This is a genomic window from Azospirillum thermophilum (assembly GCF_003130795.1).
In the GTDB taxonomy this organism is placed as follows: domain Bacteria; phylum Pseudomonadota; class Alphaproteobacteria; order Azospirillales; family Azospirillaceae; genus Azospirillum; species Azospirillum thermophilum.
On the sequence record NZ_CP029353.1, the window covers coordinates 1920726 to 1944174 of the forward strand.

Sequence of the window (23449 nt, forward strand, 5' to 3'; positions counted from 1 at the left end):
CGCCTTTGCCGCCCTCCGCCCCCCAGGCCCGCTCCCGCTTCGCGTCGCTTCGCGGCTCGGGCCTGCCCGCCGGCAGGCTGCAGGCGCTGGCCGGACGGCTCGGCCTGCCGCCGGGGCGCGACGGCGCCGCTCCCGGCGCGGCGGGGGTGGGGGAGCCGGAGGCTCCGGCCCTGCTCGTCTTCGCCGTCCCGCCGGAGATCCGCGATCCCGCCTGCTGGGCGCCGCCCGTCGCCGCCTGGATCGAGGCCGGCGACCTGGAGGACGCGGCGCTGGCCGATCTGGCCGGGCGGGCGGCGGCGGCCGACCTCTTCGTCTCGGTCACCACGGCGACGGCCAACACGCTGCAGGTCGCCCGGCTCGTCGTCCAGGCGCTCGCCGCCCGCCGCGCCCTGACGGAGGAGCGCGGCGGCGACATCGAGTTCGCCCTGCACGAGGCGGTCAGCAACGCCGTCGTCCACGGCAACCTGCAGGTCCAGGGCATGAAGGGGCTGACGGTCGCGGCGCTGGAGCGCTTCTCGCAGGATCTGGCCGACCGGCTGGCCGAACCCGCCCTCGCCCGCCGCCGGGTGGAGATCGGGTTGCGGATCGCCGGCGAGACCCTGTGGATCGACGTGGCGGACGAGGGCGAGGGCTTCCTGCCCGCCGCGCCCGATGCCCCGGCCCCGCCGGGACGGGTCGCCGGCTGCGAGTCCTCGGGCCGCGGGCTCGACCTCATCGGCTCGGTCGCGCGGTCCCTGCGGCTGCTCGACGGCGGCCGGCGCATCCGGATGGAGTTCGCCTTATGAACGGACCGCGGGACGGCAGCGGCGCTTCCTCCGGCAGCCGGCCCGAGCGGGCCGATGGCCGCCAGCCCGACTGGGCCGACGGGCGGATGCCGGTTCACGACTGCCCGATCCTGGTGGTCGACGATACCGACTTCAACCGCATGCTGATCGGCGCCTTCCTCGGCGAGGCCGGCTTCCGCGACGTCTCCTTCGCCAAGAACGGGGTGGAGGCGCTGGAGATGGTCGCGGCGCGCCAGCCCGACCTGCTGATCCTCGACATCATGATGCCGGGCATGGACGGGTTCGAGGTCTGCCGGCGCCTGCGCGCCGATCCGGCCACCGCCGACCTGCCGATCCTGGTGCAGACCGCCCTGACCTCGGTGGAGGACCGCAACCACGCCTTCGCCGCCGGCACCACCGATCTGGTGTCCAAGCCGCTCGACCGGGCGGAGCTGCTGGCGCGCGTGCGTCTCCAGCTCGAAAGCCGCCGGCTGATCCGCGACCTGCAGCTCTACCGCTCGCGCATCGAGTCGGAGATGGCCATCGCGCGGTCGATGTACGACCATCTGCTGCCGGGCGCCGCCGCCTGCGAGGCGCTGCGGCGCGACTGCGGCGTCCTGCTGCTGTCGCACACGGTGATCTCCTCCAACCTCGGCGGCGACCTGTGGGGGCTGGTGCCGCTCGGCGGCGGGCGGTTCGGCGTCTATCTGCTGAACGCCGCCGGCTGCGGCGTTTCGGCGGCGATGAACGCCTTCCGCCTCCACACGGTGATCCAGGAGCTGGGGTCGCACTGCGGCGGCGACCCCGCCGCCTTCCTGCACGCCCTGAACGGCCGGGCGGTCGAGCTGTTCGAGCGGGGGCAGCAGGCCACCATGCTCTACGGCGTGGTCGACTCCGCCGCCGGCCGCTTCGTCTACGCCGCCGCCGCCGCCGCGCCGCCGCTGGTCATCGCGCCAGACGGCAGCCATGCCTTCGGCGGGGCGGCCGGCATCCCGCTGGGCATCGCCGACGGCACCCGGACGGAGGCGGTGACGGTCGATTTCCCGCCGGGCGCCGTGCTGGCCCTCTATTCGGTGGCGGTGCTCGACGCGCTGGACGCCGGCGGCACCGGCATCGGGCTCGGCTGGATGTTCGGCCGGGCGGTGGCGGAAGGCGGCGGCCGCGCCGGCTTCGAGCAGGTGGCGCGCTCGCTGACGCTGGCGCTGGGGGACAAGCCGGGGGACGACCACACCCTGCTGTGGATCGAGCGGAGCGCACCATGACGGCAACCGGCCCTTCCCCCGCCAGCGCGCTCCTGCTCGACCCGGCGGTCGCCGACGCCCGCATCCTGGTGGTCGACGACAACCGGGTGAACCGCAACCTCCTGGTGGCGCTGCTGGAGCGCGGCGGCATCACCCGCATCGACCAGGCGGAGGACGGGACGGACGGGCTGGCCCGCGTCGAGTCCTTCAAGCCGGACCTCATCCTGCTCGACCTGATGATGCCGAACGTCGACGGGTTCGAGATGTGCCGGCGCCTGCGCGCCGACCCCCGCTGGAAGACCCTGCCGATCCTCGTGCAGTCCAGCCTGAACCGCTCCGAGGACCGCGCCCGCGCCTTCGCCGCCGGGGCGACCGACTATGTCGGCAAGCCGCTGAACGCCAGCGAGCTGCTCGCCCGCGTCCAGATCCTGCTGCGCCGCAAGGCGCTGGTCCAGGATCTGGAGCAGTTCCGCCGCCGCGCCGAGGCGGAGCTGGATCTCGCCCGCCGCATGCAGGAACGGCTGATGCCGGCCGCCGGGCGGCTGGCCGAGGTGGAGCGGTCGCACGGCGTCGCCATCGCCGCCCATTTCGCCCCCTCCTCCGAGCTGGGCGGCGATTTCTGGGGGCTGTACCCGATGGGGCCGGGGCGGCTCGGCGTGCATCTCGTCGATTTCTCCGGCCATGGCGTCGGGGCGGCGCTCAACACCTTCCGGCTGCAGGTGCTCTGCCAGCAGATCGCCGCCGGCGGGCCGCCGGGGGCCGGCCCCGATCCGGCCGACTATCTGGCGCGGATCAACCGCCGGCTGTGCACGCTGCTGCCGGCCGGGCAGTTCGCCACCATGCTGGTCGGCGTCATCGACACGCGGGCGGGGGAGTTCGTCTACGCCTCCGCCGGCTCCACCCGCCCGATGGCCTGGAGCCTGGACGGATCCGCCGCCGGTGCCGGGCCGCTGCTCGGCGACAGCGCCGGCCTGCCGCTCGGCCTGCTGGCGACGGCGGAGTACGAGACGCGCCGGCTTCCCCTGCCGGCCGGCGGGCGGCTGTTCCTCTATTCCGACGCGGCGATCGAGATCCCGGCGGGCGACGACGTGCTGGACGATGTCGGGCTGGCGGCGCTGGTGTCCCGCCGGATGGCGGAGCGCGACGGCGCCCGCTTCCTTGCCGGCATCCTCGACGACCTGCATGCCGCCGGCCCGATCGACGACGACCTGACGGCGCTGGTGCTCACCCGCCTCGACTGAGGGCGCGGCTCAGAGGTTGGAGAGCGAGCGGCGGATCGCCTGGCGGAAGGCGTCGAGCGAGGTGATGTCCAGCAGGAACAGCGCATGCCCCCGCGCGTCGCCGGCGGCCAGCGCGATGTCGATGCGGACGAACAGCACCGGCGTGTCGTCGGTGCCGATGAAGCTGCGCGCCGGGCCGCTGTCATAGACCGCCAGCGTGCCGGCGATCTCGCCCTCCACCAGGTTCGACAGGCTGGCGAGGCAGCCGTTCATCAGGATGTTGCCGATCTCCGTCAGCACATCCTGCTCCATCTCGCCCGGCGCGTCGGCGGCGGGATCGACGGGGACGAGGCGGCTGGCCAGCGCCATGGTGCCGCGCTCGGGGAACAGCAGCATCGCCTCGCCGGTGAAGGGGCCGCTGAAGGCGCCGCGCACCGCGCAGATGCGGGCGGCGTCGCCGGACGCCACCTCGGGCTCCAGCTCGCTGGCGATGCGGCGGCGGCTCGACACCGCGAAGGCCGGCACCGACAGCACGACCTCCTCGCCCAGCACCGCACCGACCGACGCGGTGGCCTCGCCCATGCCGATGTTGAACAGCTCGCCGATGGCGTCCGCTTCGTCGTCGGTGAGGTGGAAGAGCCCGGGCTCGGCCATCGCGGTCACTGCCCCGCCGCGGAAAGGAATTCCCTGATCTTGTCCGAGGTGATCGGCTTGGTGATGAAGCGCACGCCCTGCGCCTCCGCCTTCTTGCGCAGGGCGTCCTGCACGTTGGCGGTCAGCAGCCCGATGGTCAGCCCCTCGTACAGCTCCTGCAGCCGGGCGGCCAGCGTCAGCCCGTCCATGCCCGGCATGTTGTAGTCGACGATGGCGGCCATCGGCGGCGCCTCCGGCAGGTTGGCCAGGGCCTCGTCGCCGCTGGCGGCGCTGACGATGGTCAGGTCCGGGCGCAGCGAGAGGATGACGCTTCCGACCATGTTGCGCGCAAGGCGGCTGTCGTCGACGACAAGAATGCTGGCCATACCCGAATACCCGCCCTTCAAGACAGTGTTGACGCCCGAGGCGGCTTCTTACAGGAAAGACCCGAAGCCCACAAGAAAGGCTCGTCCGGCGGGAATTCCCCGCCGCCCGCCCCCCGTTCCGCCGCGCCTGGACCCTCCCCCGCCGATGACCCAGCCAATTCCGCAGCCGGATCCGGCCGCTCGCCAGGAGGTGCCGCTGCGGGCGGTGCTCGACACCAACATCCTGGTGGCCTATGCCCTGCTCGACGGCGGCGATCTGCGACGTCATGCCGCGATCCGCCGGACGGTCGAGCGGGTGCGGGCGGCCGGCGGCCTGCTGGGATCCGCCGCGACGATGGCCGAGCTGCACGGCGTCCTCATGCGTCCGGGCTTCGACCGCTACCGCCCGGCCGCCGAGCGCCGGCGCTTCCTGGCGGAGATCGCCGCCGAAGTGCGGCTGGTCGAGCCGGCGTCTGTCGCCCGCCTGTGCCGCGATCCGGAGGACGACATGTTCCTCGCCGTCGCCCTCGCCGCCGGCTCCCCCTGGCTGGTGACGGTGGACAAGCAGCTCCTCGCCGTGCGCGGCGTCGGCCGGACCCGCGTGCTGCGGCCGGAGCGTTTCCTCGACGCGGTGGAAAACCCGCCCCGGCCAACGGCTTAGCAGGCCCTTCCCGCGCCGTCCGCGCTTTTTCGCTCGACAAGCGGCGGGCGTTGCTTAGAATGAACCGTGAACACTTCGCAAACCGCGGGTGAACGCGATGACGTCCCAGCACCTTCTCTTCGACGACCTGCCGGAAACGGAGCGGCCGCGCAAGCCGGCGCGCCGGTCACGGGCCAGCCATGCGGCGGCGCCGGTGGCGGTCGATGTGGTGCGCGAGCCGGTGCCGGCCCCGCCGCCCGCCTCGCTGGTCGCCGCCGGTGCGATGAGCAGGGCCGCCGCCGGGGCGGCAGGCAGGTCCATTGCCGCCGGAGCGGCCGCCACCCTGCCGCTGGCTCCCCCGCGCCCGCCGCCGCCGGCCCCCGCCTTCGACCCGGCGGCGCTGACCAATCCGGAGCTGCGCGCCCTGGTCCAGGCCCTGCCCGACCAGCGGCTCGGCCATCTGCTGGTCGAGGCCGCGCGGGAGCTGAAGCGCCGCGTCGCCCCCGATGCCGACGCCGACGGCATGGATGCCGACGATCCCGACTCCGGCCCGGCCGAACCCAACCCCCTGCTGATCCGCGCCGCCCGCCAAGCGGTGGGCGAGCTGTCCGGCGAGGACGCCTGACCGCCAACCCCTTTATTGCACTGCAAAAGTTCGATTCTGAAGGAAAGTTCACGGGACATGGCCCGACCAGTGTGCCATGATGGCGCCTCATGGCAGACCCGTGAATTATTCACCACTTCCGGTGGAATAAGCGGGCCGGCTCCGTACCGGCCATGGAACTTCCCGCGGGGAACTGTCCGGCCGCTACCCATGTTGTCTCCCGGAGGGGGCTTTGGACTGGATCACCTGGCTGCAGGAATGGGGCGACGCCTTCTATCCCCTGGCGTTCGTCTGGGCCTTCTTCGAAGGGGAAACCTTCGTCATCTTCGGCGGCATGGGCGCCCAGCTCGGCATCATCAACCTGTACTGGCTGATCGGGACGGTGTGGATCGGCAGCTTCCTCGGCGACCAGGTCTGGTTCTGGCTCGGCCGGCGCTGGGGCGCCAAGGCGCTCGCCCGCTTCCCTTCGGCTGAGACCCATTCCACCCGCGTGCTGGCCTGGCTGGAACGCTACGGCGTCGGCTTCATCCTGGTCTTCCGCTTCCTCTACGGCGTGCGCAACATCGCCTCGGTCGCCATCGGCACCTCGCGCATGCCGTGGAGCCGCTTCCTCTTCTGGAACTTCATCGCCGCGGGCATCTGGGCCTGCAGCTTCGCCGGGGCCGGCTACATGTTCGGCGAGGCCGCGGCGACCATCGGCGAGAACGGCCCGAAGATCCTGCTGCTGGTCGCGCTCGGCATCGGCGCTCTGGTGATCACGGTCAAGAGCCTGCGCTGGGTCACCCGCCGCCGCGCGGCGTCCGCCTCCCAGGCCTGATCCCGCGCGCCTGATCCCGCATGCCTGATCCCGCGAGCTTGGCCCCCCGTCAGGCTCGCCTGGCGATCCACACGGCGGTCAGGTCGTCGCGCAGCGGCAGGCTGGTGCGGGCGTAGAAGCGCTCCATCATCGGCCCCAGCGGCCGGCTGCGGTCGGCGGCCAGCGCCTCGCGCACCAGGTCGGGGACGCCGGCCTGCCCGATCGGCCGCTGATCCGGCGCCGCGCACTCGATCAGCGCGTCGCTGTAGAGGAACAGGAAGCCGCCGCGCGGCAGCCGCAGGCTCTGGTCCGAATACTGCGCCCGGCGCGAGGCGCCCAGCACCAGCCCGGCCGATTCCAGCAGGCGGATCTCGCTGCCCACCCCCAGCAGCGGATTGGGCGATCCGGCGGCGGCATAGGTCAGCGTGTCGGTCGCCAGATCCAGCACGGCGAAGAAGGCGGTGGCGAACTGCCCGGTCGGCAGCACGTCCTTCAGCGCGCCGTTGAGCTGGGTCAGCCACTGCGACGGCGCCACATGCTGCATCGGGAAACGGTCGATCAGCGTGTGCAGCCGGAAGGTGTTGATCGCCGCGGTGATGCCGTGGCCGGCGAAGTCGATGATCAGGAAGCCGATGCGCCGGTCGTCCAGCGGATAGATCCCCCAGAAGTCGCCGCCCAGCTCCGACGAGGTCTCGAAATGCGCGTCGAGCACGAGGCCGTAGCGCTCGGCGATCTCCGCCAGCCGCCGCTCCTCCGGCAGCAGGGAGAGCTGCATCGCCTGGGCGTGCTTCAGCTCGCGCTGCACCCGCTCGCGGAAGGCGGCGAGGTCGGCGAACAGCTTGCGCTTCTCCAGCTGGTGGCGGACCCGCGCCACGCATTCGCCGGGCTTGATCGGCTTGGAGATGAAGTCGCTGCCCCCGGCGTCGAAGCAGCGCACCTGCTCCTCGTCGCTGTCCAGCGCGGTCTGGAACAGGATGGGCAGCTCCTGGTGCGTCGCGCTGCGGCGCAGGGTGCGGCACATCTCCAGCCCGTCCATCACCGGCATGTCGACGTCCAGCAGCACCAGGTCGGGACGGAAGCTCTCCACCACCGCCAGCCCCTCCGCCCCGTTCTCGGCAAAGGCGATCTGCGTGATGCCGGCGCGGCGGATCACCAGCGACAGGGATTTGCGGTTGAACTCGTTGTCGTCGACGATCAGGACGCGGCAGTCGGAAAGCGAGATGGTCATGCGGTTGATGCCCGTGGAAAGCCCCTGGCCCGGCCGGCCGCGTCAGAAATCGAACTGCAGCAGCGTGCAGCGCCCGCGGTCGGTCACCGTCACCCGGTCGGCCAGCGCGCGCATGAAGACGAAGCCGCGGCCGGCCAGCGCCTTGCCTCCCCCCTCCGGCCGGGCGGTCTCCGCCGGCACCGGGGCCGGCTCGAACCCGGCGCCCTGGTCGACCACGGCGATCACCAGCGACCCGGCGGTCCAGCGGCAGAAGATGTCCAGCCGGCGGCGCACCGCCTCGGGATCGCCCAGCCGCTGGCGCAGCAGCTCGCCGAACAGCCGGTAGCCCTGCGGCTGGTTCTTGGTCTCGCTGGAGATGCCGAGGTTGCCGTGCACGATGGCGTTGGCGATGGCCTCGTGCAGGCACAGCTCCACGTTGGGCCGGCGCTCCTCCGGCAGGGCGCGGCGCCGCGCCAGCTCGTCGCACACCAGCGCCGCGCACTGCATGCCGTAGGCGGTGCCGGTGGTCAGCGACAGGTAGAATCCCGGCTCCACCGGCGGCGCCCCCAGCCACTCGTCCAGTTCGGCGAGCGGCGCGTCCTCCTCCGCCAGTTCCACCGTCAGGAAGGGGCCCTGGCCGAAGGCCTCGCGCAGGCGGTCGCGGTCGGCGCGGGTCAGCAGCAGCGCGTCGACCCAGGGCGGCAGCGCCGCCGCCCCCTCCTCCAGCCCGAAGCGGGCGGCGGCGCGGGCGACGATCTCGGCGGGAACGCGGCCCCGCACCACACAGAAGGGACGGGGTGGCGAGGTCGGTTCCATGGCGGCGGCCCGTCTGATGGGAAAGGGAACGGCGGCGGCTGGCGTCAGCCTTCTCTGGCGTCAGCCTTCGATGGACAGGATCTCGTTGAGCTTGGCGAGATCCAGCGACTGCTTCACCGCGCCGCGCGCGCCGCGCACGACCAGCCGCAGGTTCATCGTCTCCGCCTCCTCGTGCAGGATCAGCAGCATGCCGAGGCCGGCCGAGTCGATGAACTCCAGCTCCGACAGGTCCAGCACGGCCCGGCGGGACCGGCCGTTCCGGACGGCATCGACGATCTCCGGCAGCCGCTCGTGGTCGGTGAACTCCAGCCGCCCCGAAAACCCCAGCCACAAGCCTTCGGCGGTCTCGCTCACACGGTATTCCATTCTGGTCCTCTCTCCACAGCCGCCATCCCGACCCGCGCTTCGGTATCCGTCGGGATCCGCGATGCCTGGACGTGCGTTTCCTTTAGGGATTGCTTACGCACAGTAGAGCAACATCCGTACCGCTCTCAAGCCCGTTGCCGAAGCTTGCGCAAGGTTTCGCCCGGGTGCGACACTATCCGCCGGTTCGCGCATGCTTATGTGCCCCATGGACGGCCCGCTTGGGAAAGGAGTAAAAACAGTCCGGCGGATTGCTGCCCCCTCCCCGCAATACAGCGCAACCATCGCAGGCCCCGCGGCGCCGGGATTATTTCGGAATACGAAGGCATGAATGTCATCGTGCAGGCTTGGCGGCGGGTCCCGACCGTCTCGGCCAAGTTTCTGCTGATCCTGGTTCCGGTGCTGGTGGCGACGACCCTGGTCAGCGCGTCGCTGTTCTTCTACGGCCGGCAGCAGCAGTTGCGCGGCGCGCTGCACGGCCGGATCGCCGCCATGGCGGAGGTCAACGCCTCGGCGCTGGCCCCGCTGCTCTGGGCCTTCGACGCCACCGGCGTGCGCAACGTCGTCCAGGCCATCGCCGTCAACCGCGAGGTGCTGTGCGTCGAGGTGTCGGACGACCTCGCCGACAGCCGCTACGTCTGGCCCCCTCCCGGCTGCCCGGCCGGTTCCGCCCTGGCGGTGGAGCGGCGGCCGATCCGCACCCAGGCGCAGCCCATCGGCTCCATCGCCCTGCACTACTCCAACGCCACGGTGTGGGAACAGATCCGGCAGGAGGCGCTGAACACCCTGTGGCTGATCGCACTGATGCTGGCCTGCACCGTGCTGGCGGCGCTCGGCGCCCAGCGCTGGACCATCGGCCGGCCGCTGCGCCGGCTGGTCGCCGCGATCGAGGAGGCGGAGCGCACCCACGCCCCCCGCCCGGTCTCCTGGGCCTCGGCGGACGAGCTGGGGCGGGTCATCCGCGCCTACAACGCCATGCTCGCCCGCCTCGACGCCGAGGAGGCGGCGCTGCGCCGGAGCGAGGAGCGGCTGAGCCTCGCCATCACCGCCACCCGCTCCTCCGTGTGGGACTACCACCTGCGCACCGGCGACTACTGGTGGTCGCGCGAGTTCCCCGCCCTGCTCGGCTACAGCCCGGACGAGCTGCCGATGACCACCGCCACCTGGGAATCGCTCCTCCATCCCGACGATGCGGAGCGGGTCATCCGCGGCTCGCGCCGGCGGGTGCGCGACACCGCCACCTCCTACACCGCGGTCTACCGCATGCGGCGGCGCGACGGGCGCTGGGCCTGGATCGAGGACCGCTCCACCGCGCTGCGCGGCGCCGGCGGCACGGCGCTGCGCCTGACCGGCACCATGTCCGACGCCACCGAGCGCGTGCAGGCCGAGCTGGACCTGGCGCGCGAGCGCAACGTCCTGCAGATCACCCTCGACAACACCGACCAGGGCATCATGATGGTGGACCGCGACCTGCGCGTCGTGATGTCCAACCGCCGCGCGGCGGAGCTGCTGAACATCTGGCCGGAGTTCCTCGCCGGCAACCCCTCCTTCGCCGACGTGGTGGAGCTGCAGCGCGGGGCCGGCGCCTTCGACGAGGTGGGGGACGATCCCGACCTGCACCTCGCCGGGCTGGCCGAGGACGGCACCGGGCTGGAGGGCAACGCTCCCGGCCGGCTCGACCAGCCCTTCGCCTTCAAGCGGCGGCGCCCCGACGGCACCATCGTCGAGCTGCGCACCAACCCGCTGCCCGAGGGCGGCTTCGTCCGCACCGTCACCGACGTGACGGTCGAGGCGCGCTCCGCCGAGAGCATCTTCGAGGCGATGCAGGCGCTGGAGGTCGCCTATGCCGACCTCAAGGAGACGCAGGCCAGCCTGGTGCAGGCGGAGAAGATGGCCTCGCTCGCCCTGCTGGTGGCCGGCGTCGCGCACGAGATCAACACGCCGGTCGGCATCGCCTTCGGCTGCGCCAGCCACCTGACCGCCAAGACCCAGGACCTCGCCGCCGCCTTCGAGTCCGGCACCATGAAGAAGTCCGACCTCACCGCCTATGTCGCGGCGGCCGGCGAGGCGTCGCGCCTGATCCAGCAGAACCTGACCCGCGCGGCCGAGCTGATCCAGAGCTTCAAGCGCGTCGCCGTCGACCAGACCAGCGAGGAGAGGCGGCGCTTCGACCTGCTCTCCTACCTGGAGGAGATCATCACCTCCCTCGGCCCCACCCTGCGCAAGAGCCCGCACCGCATCGCGCTCGCCTGTTCGCCGGGGGTGACGCTCGACAGCTATCCCGGCGCCTTCAGCCAGGTCGTCACCAACCTCATCATGAACGCGCTGACCCACGCCTTCCCCGACCATGCCTTCCCCGACGGGACCCGCGGCCACATCGTCATCGACGTGAACGAGCTGCCGGACGACGAGCTGGCGATCCGCTTCGCCGACGACGGCGTCGGCATCCCCGAGGAGAACCTGCCCAAGGTGTTCGAGCCCTTCTTCACCACCCGCCGCGGCACCGGCGGCAGCGGGCTGGGGCTGCACATCGTCTTCAACCTCGTCACCCAGTCGCTCGGCGGGCGGATCGGCGTGGACAGCCGGGCGGGCGACGGCACCACCTTCACGCTGCGCATCCCGAAGACCGCCCCCACCATCACCGGCGAGGCGGCAACTCCGGACGCCGCGGCCCCGGATCCTGCAAACCCGGATTGCGCCGATCCGGATTGCGCCGATCCGGATTCCGCCGGACAGGCGCCCGCCATCACCGAGGGGACCGCCGCATGACCGCCTCCGACCTGCCCCTCTTCGCGGGCGACGACGACGAGATCGTCTTCGCGGCGGAGGAGTCCGCCGCCCCGTCCGCCACCGCGGCGACGGCGCCGCCCTGGACCATCATGGTGGTGGACGACGAGAGCGACGTGCATTCCATGACGGCGCTGCTGCTCGACGACGTCACCTTCATGGGACGCCGGCTCGACATCGTGAACGCCTACACCGCCTCGCAGGCGCAGACCGTCCTGCAGAGCCGCGCCGACATCGCCGTGGTCCTGCTCGACGTGGTGATGGAGGAGGACGATTCCGGCCTGAAGCTGGTCCGCTGGATCCGCGACGGGCTGGGCAACCGCGACATCCGCATCATCCTGCGCACCGGCCAGCCGGGGCAGGCGCCGCAGCGCGACGTGATCGTCGACTACGACATCAACGACTACAAGCCCAAGGCCGACCTGTCGGCGGAGGGGCTGTTCACCGCGGTCATCGCGGCGCTGCGCGCCTATGACCAGATCCAGTCGATCGAGACCAAGGTGGCCGAGCGCACGCGCGAGCTGCGCGAGAGCCGCGAGCAGATCAGCGCCATCCTCGAATCGAGCCCGGTCGGCGTGTGCGCCTATGACGGCGACGGCATCATCGTGCAGTGCAACGGCCGCCTCGTCACGCTGCTCGGCGTCCCCGCGCGCGGCTGCTCGGCGGCAGCATCGGCGAGCTGTTCGCCCCGGTGGACGACCAGCAGGACGAGCATCGCTGGCTGTTCTACCGCCGCCAGCTCCGCGACGCCGAGGTGCGGCTGTGCCGGGCCGACGGCTCCACCTTCTGGGCGCTGATGTCGGTGGAGCCGGCGGTGCTCGACGGGCGGGAGACCTATCTCGCCTGGATCTACGACATCACCCGCCGCAAGCTGGTCGAGCGCCAGATGGAGGTCGCCAAGGAGCAGGCCGAGCAGGCCACCAAGGCGAAGTCCGCCTTCCTCGCCACCATGAGCCACGAGATCCGCACGCCGATGAACGGGGTGCTCGGCATGCTCGGCATCCTGGAGCGCACCAGCCTCGACGCCCGGCAGCAGGACACCGTGGCGACGATGCGCGAGTCGGCGACCTCGCTGCTGCGCATCATCGACGACATCCTCGACTTCTCGAAGATCGAGGCGGGCAAGATGGACCTGGAGCAGGTGCCGATCTGCATCGCCGCGCTGGTCGAGGGGGTCGCCGAAACGCTGGCCCCCGCCGCGCGGGCCAAGGGGCTGGCGCTGATGACCTATGCCGACCCCGCCATCCCGCCGGCGCTGGTCGGCGATCCGGTGCGGCTGCGCCAGATCCTCTTCAACCTCGGCGGCAACGCCATCAAGTTCACCGAGCAGGGGCGCATCGTCATCCGCGCCTTCCTGCGCCGCATGCCGGCGGCGGCGCCCGCCCCGGGGCAGCGCGTGCTGCTGCGCATCGAGGTGACCGACACCGGCATCGGCATCGGGCAGGCCGCCTGCGACCGCCTGTTCGAGCCCTTCACCCAGGCCGAAAGCTCGACCGCCCGGCGCTTCGGCGGCACCGGGCTCGGCCTGTCGATCTGCCGCCGGCTGGCCGAGCTGATGGGCGGCGAGATCGGGGTGGACAGCCAGCCCGGCGCCGGCTCCACCTTCTGGGTGGACCTGTCACTCGACCTCGCCGCCGCGGCGCCGGGCGATCCCCCGCCGGTCCGGCTCGACGGGCTGACCGTGCTGGTCGGGCTGCCCGACGAGATGGAGCGCCGCTTCCTCGCGGCCTATCTCGCCGCGGCCGGCGCGCGGGTGCTGGCGGCCGGCACGCCCGCCGACCTCGCCACCCAGGGCCACATCGCGCAGGAGGCCGGCTGCCCGGCCGACCTGCTGGTGGTCGACCACAGCCTGCACGTCCCCGCCGCCGCCTGCGCTCCCCAGCTCCTCGGCCGCCGCGCCGGGGAGCCGCGGCTTCCCGTCGTGCTGCTCGCCGCCGATGCCGCCGGATGCCGCCGCAGCGAGGGCGTCCAGCCGCTCGGCCGGCCGGTGCGCCGCGCCCCGCTGCTGCGCGCCGTCGCCACCGCCGCCGGCCGCCTCGCCCCCGATCCGGAGCCCTGCGATCCGGCCGGCGACGCGTCCGTCGGCGATCTCCCGCCCGCCGGGCCGCCCGCCCTGCCCGCATCCGGCCTGGACAGCGGCGACCTCGACAGGGCACACCAGGAAGGCCGCCTGATCCTGGTGGCGGAGGACAACCCGATCAACCGCAAGGTCCTGCTGATGCAGCTCCATTCCCTGGGCTACGCCGCCGAGCTGACCGCCGGCGGGGCGCAGGCGCTGGCCGCCCTCGACGGGCCGCGGCGCTATGCGATGCTGCTGACCGACGTGCAGATGCCGGAGATCGACGGCTTCGAGCTGACCCGCCGCATCCGCAGCGCCGAACGGGAGGGCCGCCGCCGCGGCCGGCTGCCGATCATCGCCATCACCGCCAACGCCACCCGCACCGACATCGACGGCTACCGCGCCGCCGACATGGACGACGTGCTGAGCAAGCCGCTCGACCTCTCCCAGCTCGGCGAGACGCTCGCCCGCTGGATGCCGGCCCCCGCCGCCGCCCCGCCGGTGCCGGAGGACGGCCCGGCTCCGCTCGACCTCTCGGGCCTGCGGGCGCTGTGCGGCGACGACCCGGCGATGCTGGCGGAGCTGCTGGGCGATTTCGTCTCGATCAGCCGGGGCATCGTCGAGGGGCTGGCCGCGGCGCTGGCGGCCGGCGACCGGGCGCGGCTGAAGGCGGGCGCCCACAACCTCAAGGGCTCCTCGCGCAACGCCGGCGCCGGGCCGCTGGCCGAGGCCGCCCGCGCGCTCGAATCCGCCGCCGAGGAGGCGCCTGCCGACCGTCTGGCCGCCCTGGTCGCGGCGATCGAGGCGGCGATGGCGGCGGTGGTCCGGGCGGCCGACCGGGCCACCGCCCAATCCGCCGCCGCATCATGAGGACGCCGCTGCTCACCCGCCGCGCCGCCGTCACCGGCCTGCTCGGGGCCGGTCTGCTCGGGACCGGCGGCGCCCTGATCCCCGCCGCCGCCCAGGGACCGCAGCCGGCGACGCAACAGGCGCCGCAGCAGGCCGCTCCCGGGGCGGCGCCCGCCGTCCCCCGGCTGGGGGAGGAGCTGACCCCCTTCGGCGCCGTGAGGGCCGGCAACCGGGCGCGCTCCATCCCGCCCTGGACCGGCGGCATGACCGCCCCGCCCAAGGGCTTCGTCGCCGGCCGGCACCCGGTGGATCCCTTCCTCGACGACGGCCGCTGGTTCACCGTCATGGCGGACGAGCTGGAGCGCTACCGCCCCCGCCTCTCCGCCGGGCTGCAGGCCCTGCTGCAGAAGTTTCCCGGCTTCGAGATCCCGATCTTCCCGACCCGGCGCACCGCCGCGGCGCCGCAGGCGGTCTATGAGGCGAGCATCGCCAATGCCGGGCGGGCGAGGCTGGAGGCCAACGGGCTGGTGCTGAGCGGCGCGCAGGTCGGCGTTCCCTTCCCCATCCCGGCCGACGGGGCGCAGGCGATGTGGAACCATGTGCTGCGCTGGCGCGGGCTGTCGGCCAGCCGCACCACGCTGACCGCCCTGCCCTCCGACGCCGGCATCGCCACCTCGACCCTGCGCGAGGAGTTTCTGTCGCCCTACGCCGGCGACCGGCTGGCCGAGGCCGGCGGGCGGCCCCTGTTCTACCGCCGCACCCAGCTCGGCCCCGGCGAGGGGGTGGGCAACACGCTGCTGATCCAGGGCACGCTGGACCCGCTGCGCGCGGCGATCGCCGTCTGGTACCGCCAGGGCGAGCGCGGCCGGCCGCAGCGCGCCCCCGATTTCTCCTACGACACGCCCGACCCGGCGACCGGCGGCATCCGCACCGCCGACATGCTGGACATGTTCAGCGGCGCCATGGACCGCTTCGACTTCACGCTGGTCACCCGGCGCGAGATGTATGTCCCCTACAACGCCTTCCGCATGAATGTCGGCGGCCTCGCCCCCGGCGACTTCCTGTGGCCGGGCCATCCCAACCCGCAGTTCCTGCGCTACGAGCTGCACCGCGTCTGGGTGGTCGACGCCAAGGCGAAGCCGGCCTTCCGCCATGCCCTGCCCGACCGGACCTATTACATGGACGAGGATTCCTGGCAGATCGTGATGGCGGAACATTACGACGCCAAGGGCGAGCTGGTCCGCTATGCCGAGGCGCACGGCGTGCCCTACGGCCAGGTGCCGGTCTTCGCCCCGGCGATGGAGATCACCTACGACCTGCCCGGCAACCGCTATGTCGTCAGCGGCATCGACAACACCCTGTCGCCGCCGGCCTTCGACAGGCTCCAGCTCCCCGCCGATTTCACGCCGGAGGCGCTGACGCGAAAAGGGCGGCGCTGACGCACCGCCCTTCCTGAACCGTCCGGGAGCGTTCCGCCCCCAGTCCTCACGCCGCCGTGGCGGAGAGCTTGCGGGCCTTGCTGTCGATCAGCCACCAGGCCCCGCGCGAGGCGACGGTGCACAGCCGGCCGTGGGGCTTCAGGCCGCAGGCCTTGAAGACCATGGCGATCGCCCGGTCGACATGCTTGGGCCGGTAGCGGCCATAGGCCCGGCGCTTGTAGGCGGCGTTGTAGGTCTTGCGGTCGTAGGCCGCGCTGACCGGCGCGTTGGCGGCGAAATAGGCATAGGCCAGCTCGTCGTCCTCCGACTCGCCGATGCGCGACAGCGCCACCTTCAGCCGCTGCAGCCTGTTCAGCCCCTCCACGCCGAGATACTTCTTGGCGTAGGTGTAGAAGATCTTGTAGTGGCGCAGCTCGTCGGCGGCGATGTTCTTGCAGATCAGCTTCAGCACCGGCTCGTCGGTCGAATCGCCGATGGCGGCGTAGTAGGAGCTGGTGCCGGTCTCGACGATGCAGCGCGCGATCATCTCGCCGGTGCGCGAGCCGCGGACCGAGCTGTCGAGCTCGATCGGCACGCGGTAGCCGGCACGGAAGCGTTCCACCGCCGCCTCGAAGTCGAAGCCCGGATCGACCAGCTCCGCCCAGCGGCCGAGCGCCCGGCCGTGCTGGACCTCCTCGACCGCCCAGCCGCGCGCGACCGCCTGGAATTCGGGATCGTCGTGGAAGACGTTGCAGAGATAGGCGGTGTAGTCGTCGGCGTTGAACTCGACGAGGGACGCGGCCTTGATCAGCGGAACGAGGTCCGGATCGACCTTGCCGTGGTCCAGCTTGTCCCAGGGAAGCTCCTCATACCGCCAATGCAACCGGACCGTGTCGTGAGCTGCGCCCTCAGCCATGTCTCCGCCAGCCATGTCTCCGCCGTGCTCCTGCTGCAAAAGGCCTTCGCCAAGAAAGGGATATGCCAGAAACGACAACGCGCCCCGTCGGTCGAACCGGGAGGCGCGCGCCTTGGCTGTACTATTTAGACGGCGACAGGGGCGATGCAACGGATACCGCAACGGCTATGCTGAAAGGCCAGTCGTTGTTGCTGCACTGCACCGCGGGCGTCGCCCGCCGGACCCCTTCAGTGCGCGGTGGCGCCGCCGCCGATGGCGTCGAGCTTGGCCCGGGCGACCGCCAGCTTGGCCTCGGCCGCGGCGCGGTCGGCGTCGCTCTTGGCGTCGTCCACATCCTCGGACAGGTCGCGGATCGCCTTCTCGACGTCGGCCCGGTTGATCTGGGACACCGGGACGGCGTCCTGCGCCAGAACGGTGCAGCGGCTCTCGGTCACCTCGGCGAAGCCGCCGGCGACGAACACGCGGTCGACGACGCGGTCGCCTTCATAGATGTCGATCACGCCCGGACGGACCGTCGAGATCATCGGGGCGTGGCCGGCAAGCACACCGAAGTCGCCTTCCGAACCCGGCACCACGACCATGTCCACGGGCTGCGAGTTGAGCAGCTTTTCCGGCGAGACCAGCTCGAATTCGACTTTATCGGCCATGGGTTTCCTGGTGCCTCTTCATAAGAACCCCCTCCCCCTTCGGCAGGGGGAGAGGGTGTGCCTCACACGAACCGCTTCAGCCCGCCGGTCAGGCGGCTTCGGCCAGCTTCTTCGCCTTGGCGATCGCCTCGTCGATGGTGCCGACCATGTAGAAGGCGGCCTCCGGCAGGTGGTCGTAGTCGCCGTTCACGATGCCCTTGAAGCCGCGGATCGTCTCCTCGAGCGGGACCAGCACGCCCGGGGTGCCGGTGAACACCTCGGCGACGTGGAACGGCTGGGACAGGAAGCGCTGGATCTTGCGGGCGCGGGCCACGACCAGCTTGTCCTCTTCCGACAGCTCGTCCATGCCCAGGATGGCGATGATGTCCTGCAGCGACTTGTAGGTCTGCAGGACGCGCTGCACCGAGCGGGCGACCTGGTAGTGCTCCTCGCCGACGACGCGCGGGTCCAGGATGCGGCTGGTCGAGTCGAGCGGGTCCACGGCCGGGAAGATGGCCATTTCGGCGATCGAGCGCGACAGCACGGTAGTGGCGTCGAGGTGGGCGAAGGAGGTGGCCGGGGCCGGGTCGGTCAGGTCGTCGGCGGGCACGTAGATGGCCTGCACCGAGGTGATCGAGCCCTTCTTCGTCGAGGTGATGCGCTCCTGCAGGGCGCCCATGTCGGTGGCCAGCGTCGGCTGGTAACCCACCGCCGACGGGATGCGGCCGAGCAGCGCCGACACTTCCGAACCGGCCTGGGTGAAGCGGAAGATGTTGTCCACGAAGAACAGCACGTCCTGGCCTTCCTCGTCGCGGAAATACTCCGCGAGGGTCAGGCCGCTCAGCGCGACGCGGGCGCGGGCGCCCGGCGGCTCGTTCATCTGGCCGTACACCAGCGCCACCTTGGAGCCCGGGCCGTCGAGCTTGATGACGCCCGACTCGATCATCTCGTGGTAGAGGTCGTTGCCCTCGCGGGTACGCTCGCCCACGCCGGCGAACACCGACACGCCGCCGTGCGCCTTCGCGACGTTGTTGATCAGCTCCATGATGGTGACGGTCTTGCCGACGCCCGCACCGCCGAACAGGCCGATCTTGCCGCCCTTGGCGTAGGGGGCCAGCAGGTCGATGACCTTGATGCCGGTGATCAGCACCTCGGCGTCCGTCGACTGCTCGACGAAGTCCGGGGCCGAGCGGTGGATCGGCAGGGTGCGCTCGGCACCGACGTCGCCGCGCTCGTCGATCGGCTCGCCGATCACGTTGATGATGCGGCCGAGGGTGGCCGGGCCGACCGGCACCGAGATCGGGCCGCCGGTATCCACCACCTCGGAACCACGGACGAGACCGTCGGTGCTGTCCATGGCGATGGCGCGGACGGTGTTCTCGCCGAGGTGCTGCGCGACCTCGAGAACCAGGGTCTTGCCCTCGTTCTGGGTGTGCAGCGCGTTCAGAATCGCCGGCAGGTCGCCGTCGAACTGCACGTCAACGACGGCGCCCGTAACCTGCGTGATCTTGCCGACAGAATTGGTGGTGGCCATGGAGTAAAGCTCCCTCGGAACTCGGTAAGTGTCGGTGGTGCCGTCGTATCGGCCAAACTCTTGAACGAACCCGCAGCCCTGATCGCCGCGCCCGGTCTACCCGTCGTGCCGCAACCCGTCAGATGGCCTCGGCACCGGAGATGATCTCGATCAGCTCCTTGGTGATGTAGGCCTGGCGCGTGCGGTTGTAGGTGATCGTCAGCTTGTTGATCATGTCGCCGGCGTTGCGGGTGGCGTTGTCCATCGCCGTCATCCGGGCGCCCTGCTCGGACGCCGCACTCTCGAGGAGCGCGCGGTAGATCTGGATGGACAGGTTGCGCGGCAACAGCTCGGTGAGGATCTGCTCCTCGTCCGGCTCGAACTCGTAGATCGCCTTGGCCTCGGCGCCGGCCGCCTCCTCCGTCGCCGTGACGGCGAAGGGGATGAGCTGCTGGAGGGTCACGATCTGCGAGATCGCCGACTTGAACTTGTTGTAGATGACCGAGCAGACGTCGAACTCGCCCTCGTCGAACAGGCTCAGCACCTTGTCGGTGATCATGTCCGCGTCGGCGAAGGACAGGCGGCGGCGGCCGATGTCCTCGTAGCTCGCGACGATCAGCGATCCGAACTCGCGCCGGATCTGGTCGCGGGCCTTGCGGCCGACGGTGAGGACCTTCACCGTCTTGCCCTCGCCCTGCAGGCGCAGGATCTGGCGGCGGGCCTCGCGGACGATCGAGCTGTTGAAGGCGCCGCACAGGCCGCGGTCGGAGCTGATCACCACGAGCAGGTGCACCGTGTCGGAGCCCGTGCCCGTCATCAGCTTGGGACCGTTGCCGCTGTCCTGCACGTTGGAGGCGAGGGAGGCCAGCATGCGGCCCATACGCTCGGCGTAGGGACGGGCGGCCTCCGCCTGCTCCTGCGCGCGGCGGAGCTTGGAGGCGGCGACCATCTTCATGGCCGAAGTGATCTTCCGCGTCGACTGGACGCTGGCGATCCGGTTCTTTAGGTCCTTGAGGCTAGGCATGCCGGCCCTTCATTCCGCTCGGGGTCGTTCGGGGAAGACGGAAGGGGCGGCAACCAGGGCCGCCCCTCCGGCCGATCAGACGAACACCTTGGAGAAGTTGTCGAGGAAGGCCTTCAGCTTTTCCTCGGTCGCAGGCGTGATCTGCTTCTCGTTGCGGATCGCGGCCAGGATGTCCGCGCCCTTGGCGCGAACCTCGGCCAGGAGCTTCTGCTCGAAGCGGTTCACGTCGTCGACCTTGATCTTGTCGAGGTAGCCCTTCACGCCGGAGAAGATCGACACGACCTGCTCCTCGACCGGCAGCGGCTGGAACTGCGGCTGCTTCAGCAGCTCGGTCAGGCGGGCGCCGCGGGCCAGCAGGCGCTGGGTGGCGGCGTCGAGGTCCGACGCGAACTGCGCGAAGGCGGCCATCTCGCGGTACTGGGCCAGCTCCATCTTGATGGTGCCGGCGACCTGCTTCATCGCCTTGATCTGGGCGGCGGAGCCGACGCGGCTCACCGACAGGCCGACGTTGATGGCGGGGCGGATGCCCTTGTAGAACAGGCCGGTCTCCAGGAAGATCTGGCCGTCGGTGATCGAGATCACGTTCGTCGGGATGTAGGCCGACACGTCGCCGGCCTGCGTCTCGATGACCGGCAGGGCGGTCAGCGAGCCGGCGCCGTGCTTGTCGCCCATCTTGGCGGCACGCTCCAGCAGGCGGCTGTGCAGGTAGAACACGTCGCCCGGATAGGCCTCGCGCCCCGGCGGGCGGCGCAGCAGCAGCGACATCTGACGGTAGGCGACGGCCTGCTTGGACAGGTCGTCGTACACGATCAGGGCGTGCATGCCGTTGTCGCGGAAATACTCGCCCATCGTGCAGCCGGTGTACGGCGCCAGGAACTGCAGCGGAGCCGGCTCCGACGCGGTGGCGGCGACGACGATCGAGTATTCGAGCGCGCCGGCGTCTTCCAGGGTCTTGACGATCTGGGCGACGGTGGAGCGCTTCTGGCCGACGGCGACGTAGATGCAGTAGAGCTTCTTGCTCTCGTCGTCGCCCTGGTTGATCGGCTTCTGGTTCAGGAAGGTGTCGATGACGACGGCGGTCTTGCCGGTCTGACGGTCGCCGATGATCAGCTCGCGCTGGCCGCGCCCGATCGGAACCAGGCTGTCCACAGCCTTCAGGCCGGTCTGCATCGGCTCATGCACCGACTTGCGCGGGATGATGCCGGGGGCCTTCACCTCGACGCGCTTGCGCTCCACGTCGACCAGCGGGCCCTTGCCGTCGATCGGGTTGCCCAGGCCGTCGACCACGCGGCCCAGCAGGCCGCGGCCGACCGGGACGTCGACGATGGTGCCGGTCCGCTTGACGGTGTCGCCTTCCTTGATGTCGCGGTCGTCGCCGAAGATCACGACACCGACGTTGTCGGTCTCGAGGTTCAGCGCCATGCCCTTCATACCACCGGGGAACTCGACCATCTCGCCGGCGCGCACGTTGTCCAGGCCGTGCACGCGGGCGACGCCGTCGCCAACGGACAGCACCTGGCCGACCTCGGCGACGTCCGCCTCGGTCCCGAAATTCGCGATCTGCTGCTTGAGGATCGCAGAGATTTCTGCGGCGCGGATATCCATCAGACTGATCCCCCTGAGGCCTTCATGGCGAGTTGCAACTTGTTCAGCTTCGTGCGCACCGAGGTATCGACCATGCGCGAGCCGAACTTAACGATCATGCCGCCGATCAGCGCCGGATCGACGGCGGTGTTCACCAGCACCTTGGAGCCGATGGCGGCCTTCAGGGCGTCGGTGACCGCCTGCAGCTGGGCGTCGCTCAGCGGCTTGGCCGAGGTGACCTGGGCGGTCACCTCGCCGCGGCGGCGGGCGAGCTCGGCGAGGTAGCCGTTGATCATCCCCTCGAGCGCGAAGAGCCGGCGGTTCTTCGCCACCAGCCCGATGAAGCGCTTGGTCAGGTCGGAGACGCCAGCGCGGTCGAGAACCGCGGCAATGGCCCGCCCCTGGTCGGCGCGGCTGATCACGGGGCTCCGGACGAGGCGGCGAAGGTCGGCGCTCTCGGCCAGGATTTGCTTCAGCGCGGACAGATCGCTCGCGACCTCGTCCAGCGCCTTGTTCTCATCCGCAAGCTCGAACAGCGCGATGGAGTAGCGCGCGGCGAGTTCGGAAACGCCTGTACCTTCTGCCACCTGATCCCTCGAATTGAGTTCGGTAGACGGTGAATTTCTACGGCCCGGAGGGCGTCAACCCAGGGCTTTTCAACCCCGGCCGCGAAAGCGAGCGGTCCAATATCACAGGATCAGCCCCCACGCAACGGGGTCTGGACAATTTGCGCGCGCCGCGGCTGCGGCGTTTTGGGCAAGTGCTACCGCACCGCAAAAAAGGCCATGGATTCCCTGTTCCGCCGCTCCGCCGGGGTACCTCCGACGCCCGGTCCGGGGCCGCCCCCGGGGATGGTCCGGCGCCGGTCCCGGGCCGCTCCCCGCCGCCGCCTGTGACCTCGGGCGCCGCTTAAGGGGCGTTTAACGATTCGCGCGCAGGGTCCGGCCGTTCGTATCCCGGTGTCCGCATCCCGGTATCCGCGGTCCGGACGGCCTGACCGAAACGAAAGGTCCTCCATGAACGTCGTCGCCTTCTCGTCCGCCCGCTTCACGCCCGCCGACATCGCCGAGTTCGAGACCGTCGCCGCGCCGAAGCTGCGCCAGGGCCACTGGGCCGGGGTGGTGCGCGAGACGGCCCGCGACCATGACCGGCTTCTGGTCCTGCTCCCCGGGGTCGACCGTCCGGTCTTCCGGTTCGAGCGCGACGCCCGCGGCCGCTACAGCCTGTCCTTCAACGACCGCTCCGGCTGGTACGGCATCGGGGCCGGCGCCACCGCCGCCGACTGCCTGGCCATCTGGCGCCCCCGGCCGCGCACCGCCCAGGCGCTTTCGGTCCTGTAGGCGCCACGCACTCATATATGACACGCACTCGTATATAAGAGGTCGGGGCGCGTTCCGGAAGCCCGCCCGTGCCGCCCGGTCGCGGTCAGCGGTAGACGCCGACCGCCAGCATGTAGCTCTCGCCGTTCAGGACCAGGCGGCGGGCGTGCATGGTCTTGCGCGTCACCTGCCCCGACAGCGGGTCGGGCCACTGGTAGGTGACGTCGGCGCTGCCGGTCCGCGCCACCTCGTCCAGCGCCTCGCGGATGAACAGCCGGCCCTCGACGTCCTGCATCCCGGCGATGTTGTAGCCGTTCATCCCCGGCATCCAGCCGTGGGCGACCATCGTGCCGTCCTTGTCCAGCAGCATGGGATAGAGGTCGCGGTCGAGGAAGGCGCCGCCGCGGCGCGAGAAGGCCTCCACCGCCGCGTCGGTCCCGTTGCTGCGGACGAACTCCGCCGCGCGGTCGATCATCCGCCACGCCTCGGCGTCGGTGCCGCGGGTGCTGGCGGGCGCACCGGCGGCGACGGCGATGACGGCGAGCAGGAACAGGACCGGCAGGACCGTCAGAACGGTGTTCCGATGCAGACGGCCGAAAAAACGGGACATTGGACGCTCGATTGCGGGCAGGCGGGAAGAATCTTGCCCACAGTGGTAGTACCAGGGCGCCGCGCTTGGCAATGGACCAAACGTCACAGCAGCCT

Annotated in this window: 23 protein-coding genes; 11 read left to right on the forward strand and 12 right to left on the reverse strand. The window is 71.1% G+C overall.

Annotated features, from left to right (window positions below):
- Positions 1–5 precede the first annotated feature (5 nt).
- The 3 genes from DEW08_RS15380 to DEW08_RS15390 are packed head-to-tail and all read left to right on the forward strand — an operon-like array spanning position 6 to position 3246.
- Positions 6–785: an ATP-binding protein gene (locus tag DEW08_RS15380; protein ID WP_245986302.1), complete on the forward strand. Its 780-nt coding sequence runs from the start codon at positions 6–8 to the stop codon at positions 783–785.
- Complete coding sequence (locus DEW08_RS15385) at positions 782–2026, forward strand: response regulator (RefSeq protein WP_109328555.1); 1245 nt, start codon at positions 782–784, stop codon at positions 2024–2026. Before DEW08_RS15380 ends, DEW08_RS15385 begins: the two co-directional genes overlap by 4 nt.
- Complete coding sequence (locus tag DEW08_RS15390) at positions 2023–3246, forward strand: PP2C family protein-serine/threonine phosphatase (protein WP_109328557.1); 1224 nt, start codon at positions 2023–2025, stop codon at positions 3244–3246. Before DEW08_RS15385 ends, DEW08_RS15390 begins: the two co-directional genes overlap by 4 nt.
- Before the next feature lie 9 nt (positions 3247–3255).
- Here DEW08_RS15390 and DEW08_RS15395 read toward each other — a convergent pair whose 3' ends face one another.
- Complete coding sequence (locus DEW08_RS15395; protein ID WP_109328559.1) at positions 3256–3879, reverse strand: chemotaxis protein; 624 nt, start codon at positions 3877–3879, stop codon at positions 3256–3258.
- Between the two features lie 5 nt (positions 3880–3884).
- Positions 3885–4244 (reverse strand): response regulator, encoded by a 360-nt coding sequence (locus tag DEW08_RS15400; protein WP_109328561.1) that lies wholly within the window; start codon positions 4242–4244, stop codon positions 3885–3887.
- 145 nt (positions 4245–4389) lie between these two features.
- Between DEW08_RS15400 and DEW08_RS15405 the strand changes: the two genes are divergently transcribed.
- From DEW08_RS15405 to DEW08_RS15415, 3 genes are all read left to right on the forward strand, one after another.
- Entirely contained in the window at positions 4390–4884 is a 495-nt protein-coding gene (locus tag DEW08_RS15405; RefSeq protein ID WP_109328563.1) for a putative toxin-antitoxin system toxin component, PIN family, read from the forward strand.
- 97 nt (positions 4885–4981) lie between these two features.
- Positions 4982–5488: a hypothetical protein gene (locus DEW08_RS15410; protein ID WP_109328565.1), complete on the forward strand. Its 507-nt coding sequence runs from the start codon at positions 4982–4984 to the stop codon at positions 5486–5488.
- A gap of 211 nt (positions 5489–5699) precedes the next feature.
- Complete coding sequence (locus tag DEW08_RS15415) at positions 5700–6284, forward strand: DedA family protein (protein WP_245986304.1); 585 nt, start codon at positions 5700–5702, stop codon at positions 6282–6284.
- A 49-nt stretch (positions 6285–6333) separates the two neighbouring features.
- Here DEW08_RS15415 and DEW08_RS15420 read toward each other — a convergent pair whose 3' ends face one another.
- Genes DEW08_RS15420 through DEW08_RS15430 form a run of 3 tightly spaced genes read right to left on the reverse strand, consistent with a single transcriptional unit; the run spans position 6334 to position 8652 of the window.
- A complete protein-coding gene (locus tag DEW08_RS15420; RefSeq protein ID WP_109328569.1) occupies positions 6334–7491 on the reverse strand; it encodes a PP2C family protein-serine/threonine phosphatase in 1158 nt (385 codons plus the stop codon).
- A 42-nt stretch (positions 7492–7533) separates the two neighbouring features.
- Positions 7534–8286, reverse strand: coding sequence for an ATP-binding protein (locus DEW08_RS15425; RefSeq protein WP_109328571.1), 753 nt, complete (start codon positions 8284–8286; stop codon positions 7534–7536).
- Between the two features lie 60 nt (positions 8287–8346).
- A complete protein-coding gene (locus DEW08_RS15430) occupies positions 8347–8652 on the reverse strand; it encodes an STAS domain-containing protein (RefSeq protein ID WP_109328573.1) in 306 nt (101 codons plus the stop codon).
- A 324-nt stretch (positions 8653–8976) separates the two neighbouring features.
- On the opposite strand from DEW08_RS15430, the gene DEW08_RS15435 reads away from it, so the two are divergent.
- The 4 genes from DEW08_RS15435 to DEW08_RS15450 are packed head-to-tail and all read left to right on the forward strand — an operon-like array spanning position 8977 to position 15783.
- Positions 8977–11418 carry an ATP-binding protein gene (locus tag DEW08_RS15435; RefSeq protein ID WP_109328575.1) on the forward strand — a complete coding sequence of 814 codons (2442 nt, stop codon included), beginning with the start codon at positions 8977–8979 and terminating at the stop codon, positions 11416–11418.
- Positions 11415–12233 carry a response regulator gene (locus DEW08_RS15440; protein WP_146214692.1) on the forward strand — a complete coding sequence of 273 codons (819 nt, stop codon included), beginning with the start codon at positions 11415–11417 and terminating at the stop codon, positions 12231–12233. The genes DEW08_RS15435 and DEW08_RS15440 overlap by 4 nt, the downstream gene beginning before the upstream one ends.
- Complete coding sequence (locus tag DEW08_RS33190) at positions 12128–14365, forward strand: ATP-binding protein (protein WP_168220372.1); 2238 nt, start codon at positions 12128–12130, stop codon at positions 14363–14365. Before DEW08_RS15440 ends, DEW08_RS33190 begins: the two co-directional genes overlap by 106 nt.
- Positions 14362–15783, forward strand: a complete 1422-nt coding sequence (locus tag DEW08_RS15450) for a DUF1329 domain-containing protein (protein ID WP_109328579.1) — start codon at positions 14362–14364, stop codon at positions 15781–15783. Before DEW08_RS33190 ends, DEW08_RS15450 begins: the two co-directional genes overlap by 4 nt.
- 46 nt (positions 15784–15829) lie before the next feature.
- On the opposite strand, the gene DEW08_RS15455 is transcribed toward DEW08_RS15450, so the two are convergent.
- The 6 genes from DEW08_RS15455 to DEW08_RS15480 all read right to left on the reverse strand — a co-directional run bounded on the left by DEW08_RS15455 (position 15830) and on the right by DEW08_RS15480 (position 22012).
- Positions 15830–16678, reverse strand: a complete 849-nt coding sequence (locus tag DEW08_RS15455; protein WP_109328581.1) for an acyl-ACP desaturase — start codon at positions 16676–16678, stop codon at positions 15830–15832.
- A 227-nt stretch (positions 16679–16905) separates the two neighbouring features.
- Positions 16906–17325: a F0F1 ATP synthase subunit epsilon gene (locus DEW08_RS15460; protein ID WP_109328583.1), complete on the reverse strand. Its 420-nt coding sequence runs from the start codon at positions 17323–17325 to the stop codon at positions 16906–16908.
- Positions 17326–17413: 88 nt separating this feature from the next.
- The gene (gene atpD, locus DEW08_RS15465; protein ID WP_109328585.1) at positions 17414–18838 is read right to left on the reverse strand and encodes a F0F1 ATP synthase subunit beta; all 1425 of its coding nucleotides are present in this window, start codon (positions 18836–18838) and stop codon (positions 17414–17416) included.
- A 118-nt stretch (positions 18839–18956) separates the two neighbouring features.
- On the reverse strand, positions 18957–19841 hold the full coding sequence (locus DEW08_RS15470; RefSeq protein WP_109328587.1) for a F0F1 ATP synthase subunit gamma: 885 nt from the start codon (positions 19839–19841) through the stop codon (positions 18957–18959).
- A 75-nt stretch (positions 19842–19916) separates the two neighbouring features.
- Positions 19917–21446, reverse strand: a complete 1530-nt coding sequence (gene atpA, locus DEW08_RS15475) for a F0F1 ATP synthase subunit alpha (RefSeq protein ID WP_109328589.1) — start codon at positions 21444–21446, stop codon at positions 19917–19919.
- Positions 21446–22012, reverse strand: a complete 567-nt coding sequence (locus DEW08_RS15480) for a F0F1 ATP synthase subunit delta (protein ID WP_109328591.1) — start codon at positions 22010–22012, stop codon at positions 21446–21448. The genes atpA and DEW08_RS15480 overlap by 1 nt, the downstream gene beginning before the upstream one ends.
- 429 nt (positions 22013–22441) lie before the next feature.
- Here DEW08_RS15480 and DEW08_RS15485 point away from each other — a divergent pair, with 429 nt between their 5' ends.
- On the forward strand, positions 22442–22765 hold the full coding sequence (locus DEW08_RS15485) for a hypothetical protein (RefSeq protein ID WP_109328593.1): 324 nt from the start codon (positions 22442–22444) through the stop codon (positions 22763–22765).
- An 85-nt stretch (positions 22766–22850) separates the two neighbouring features.
- Here the strand turns inward: DEW08_RS15485 and DEW08_RS15490 are convergent, their stop codons facing one another.
- Positions 22851–23354, reverse strand: coding sequence for a cache domain-containing protein (locus DEW08_RS15490; protein WP_245986306.1), 504 nt, complete (start codon positions 23352–23354; stop codon positions 22851–22853).
- Between the last annotated feature and the right edge of the window lie 95 nt (positions 23355–23449).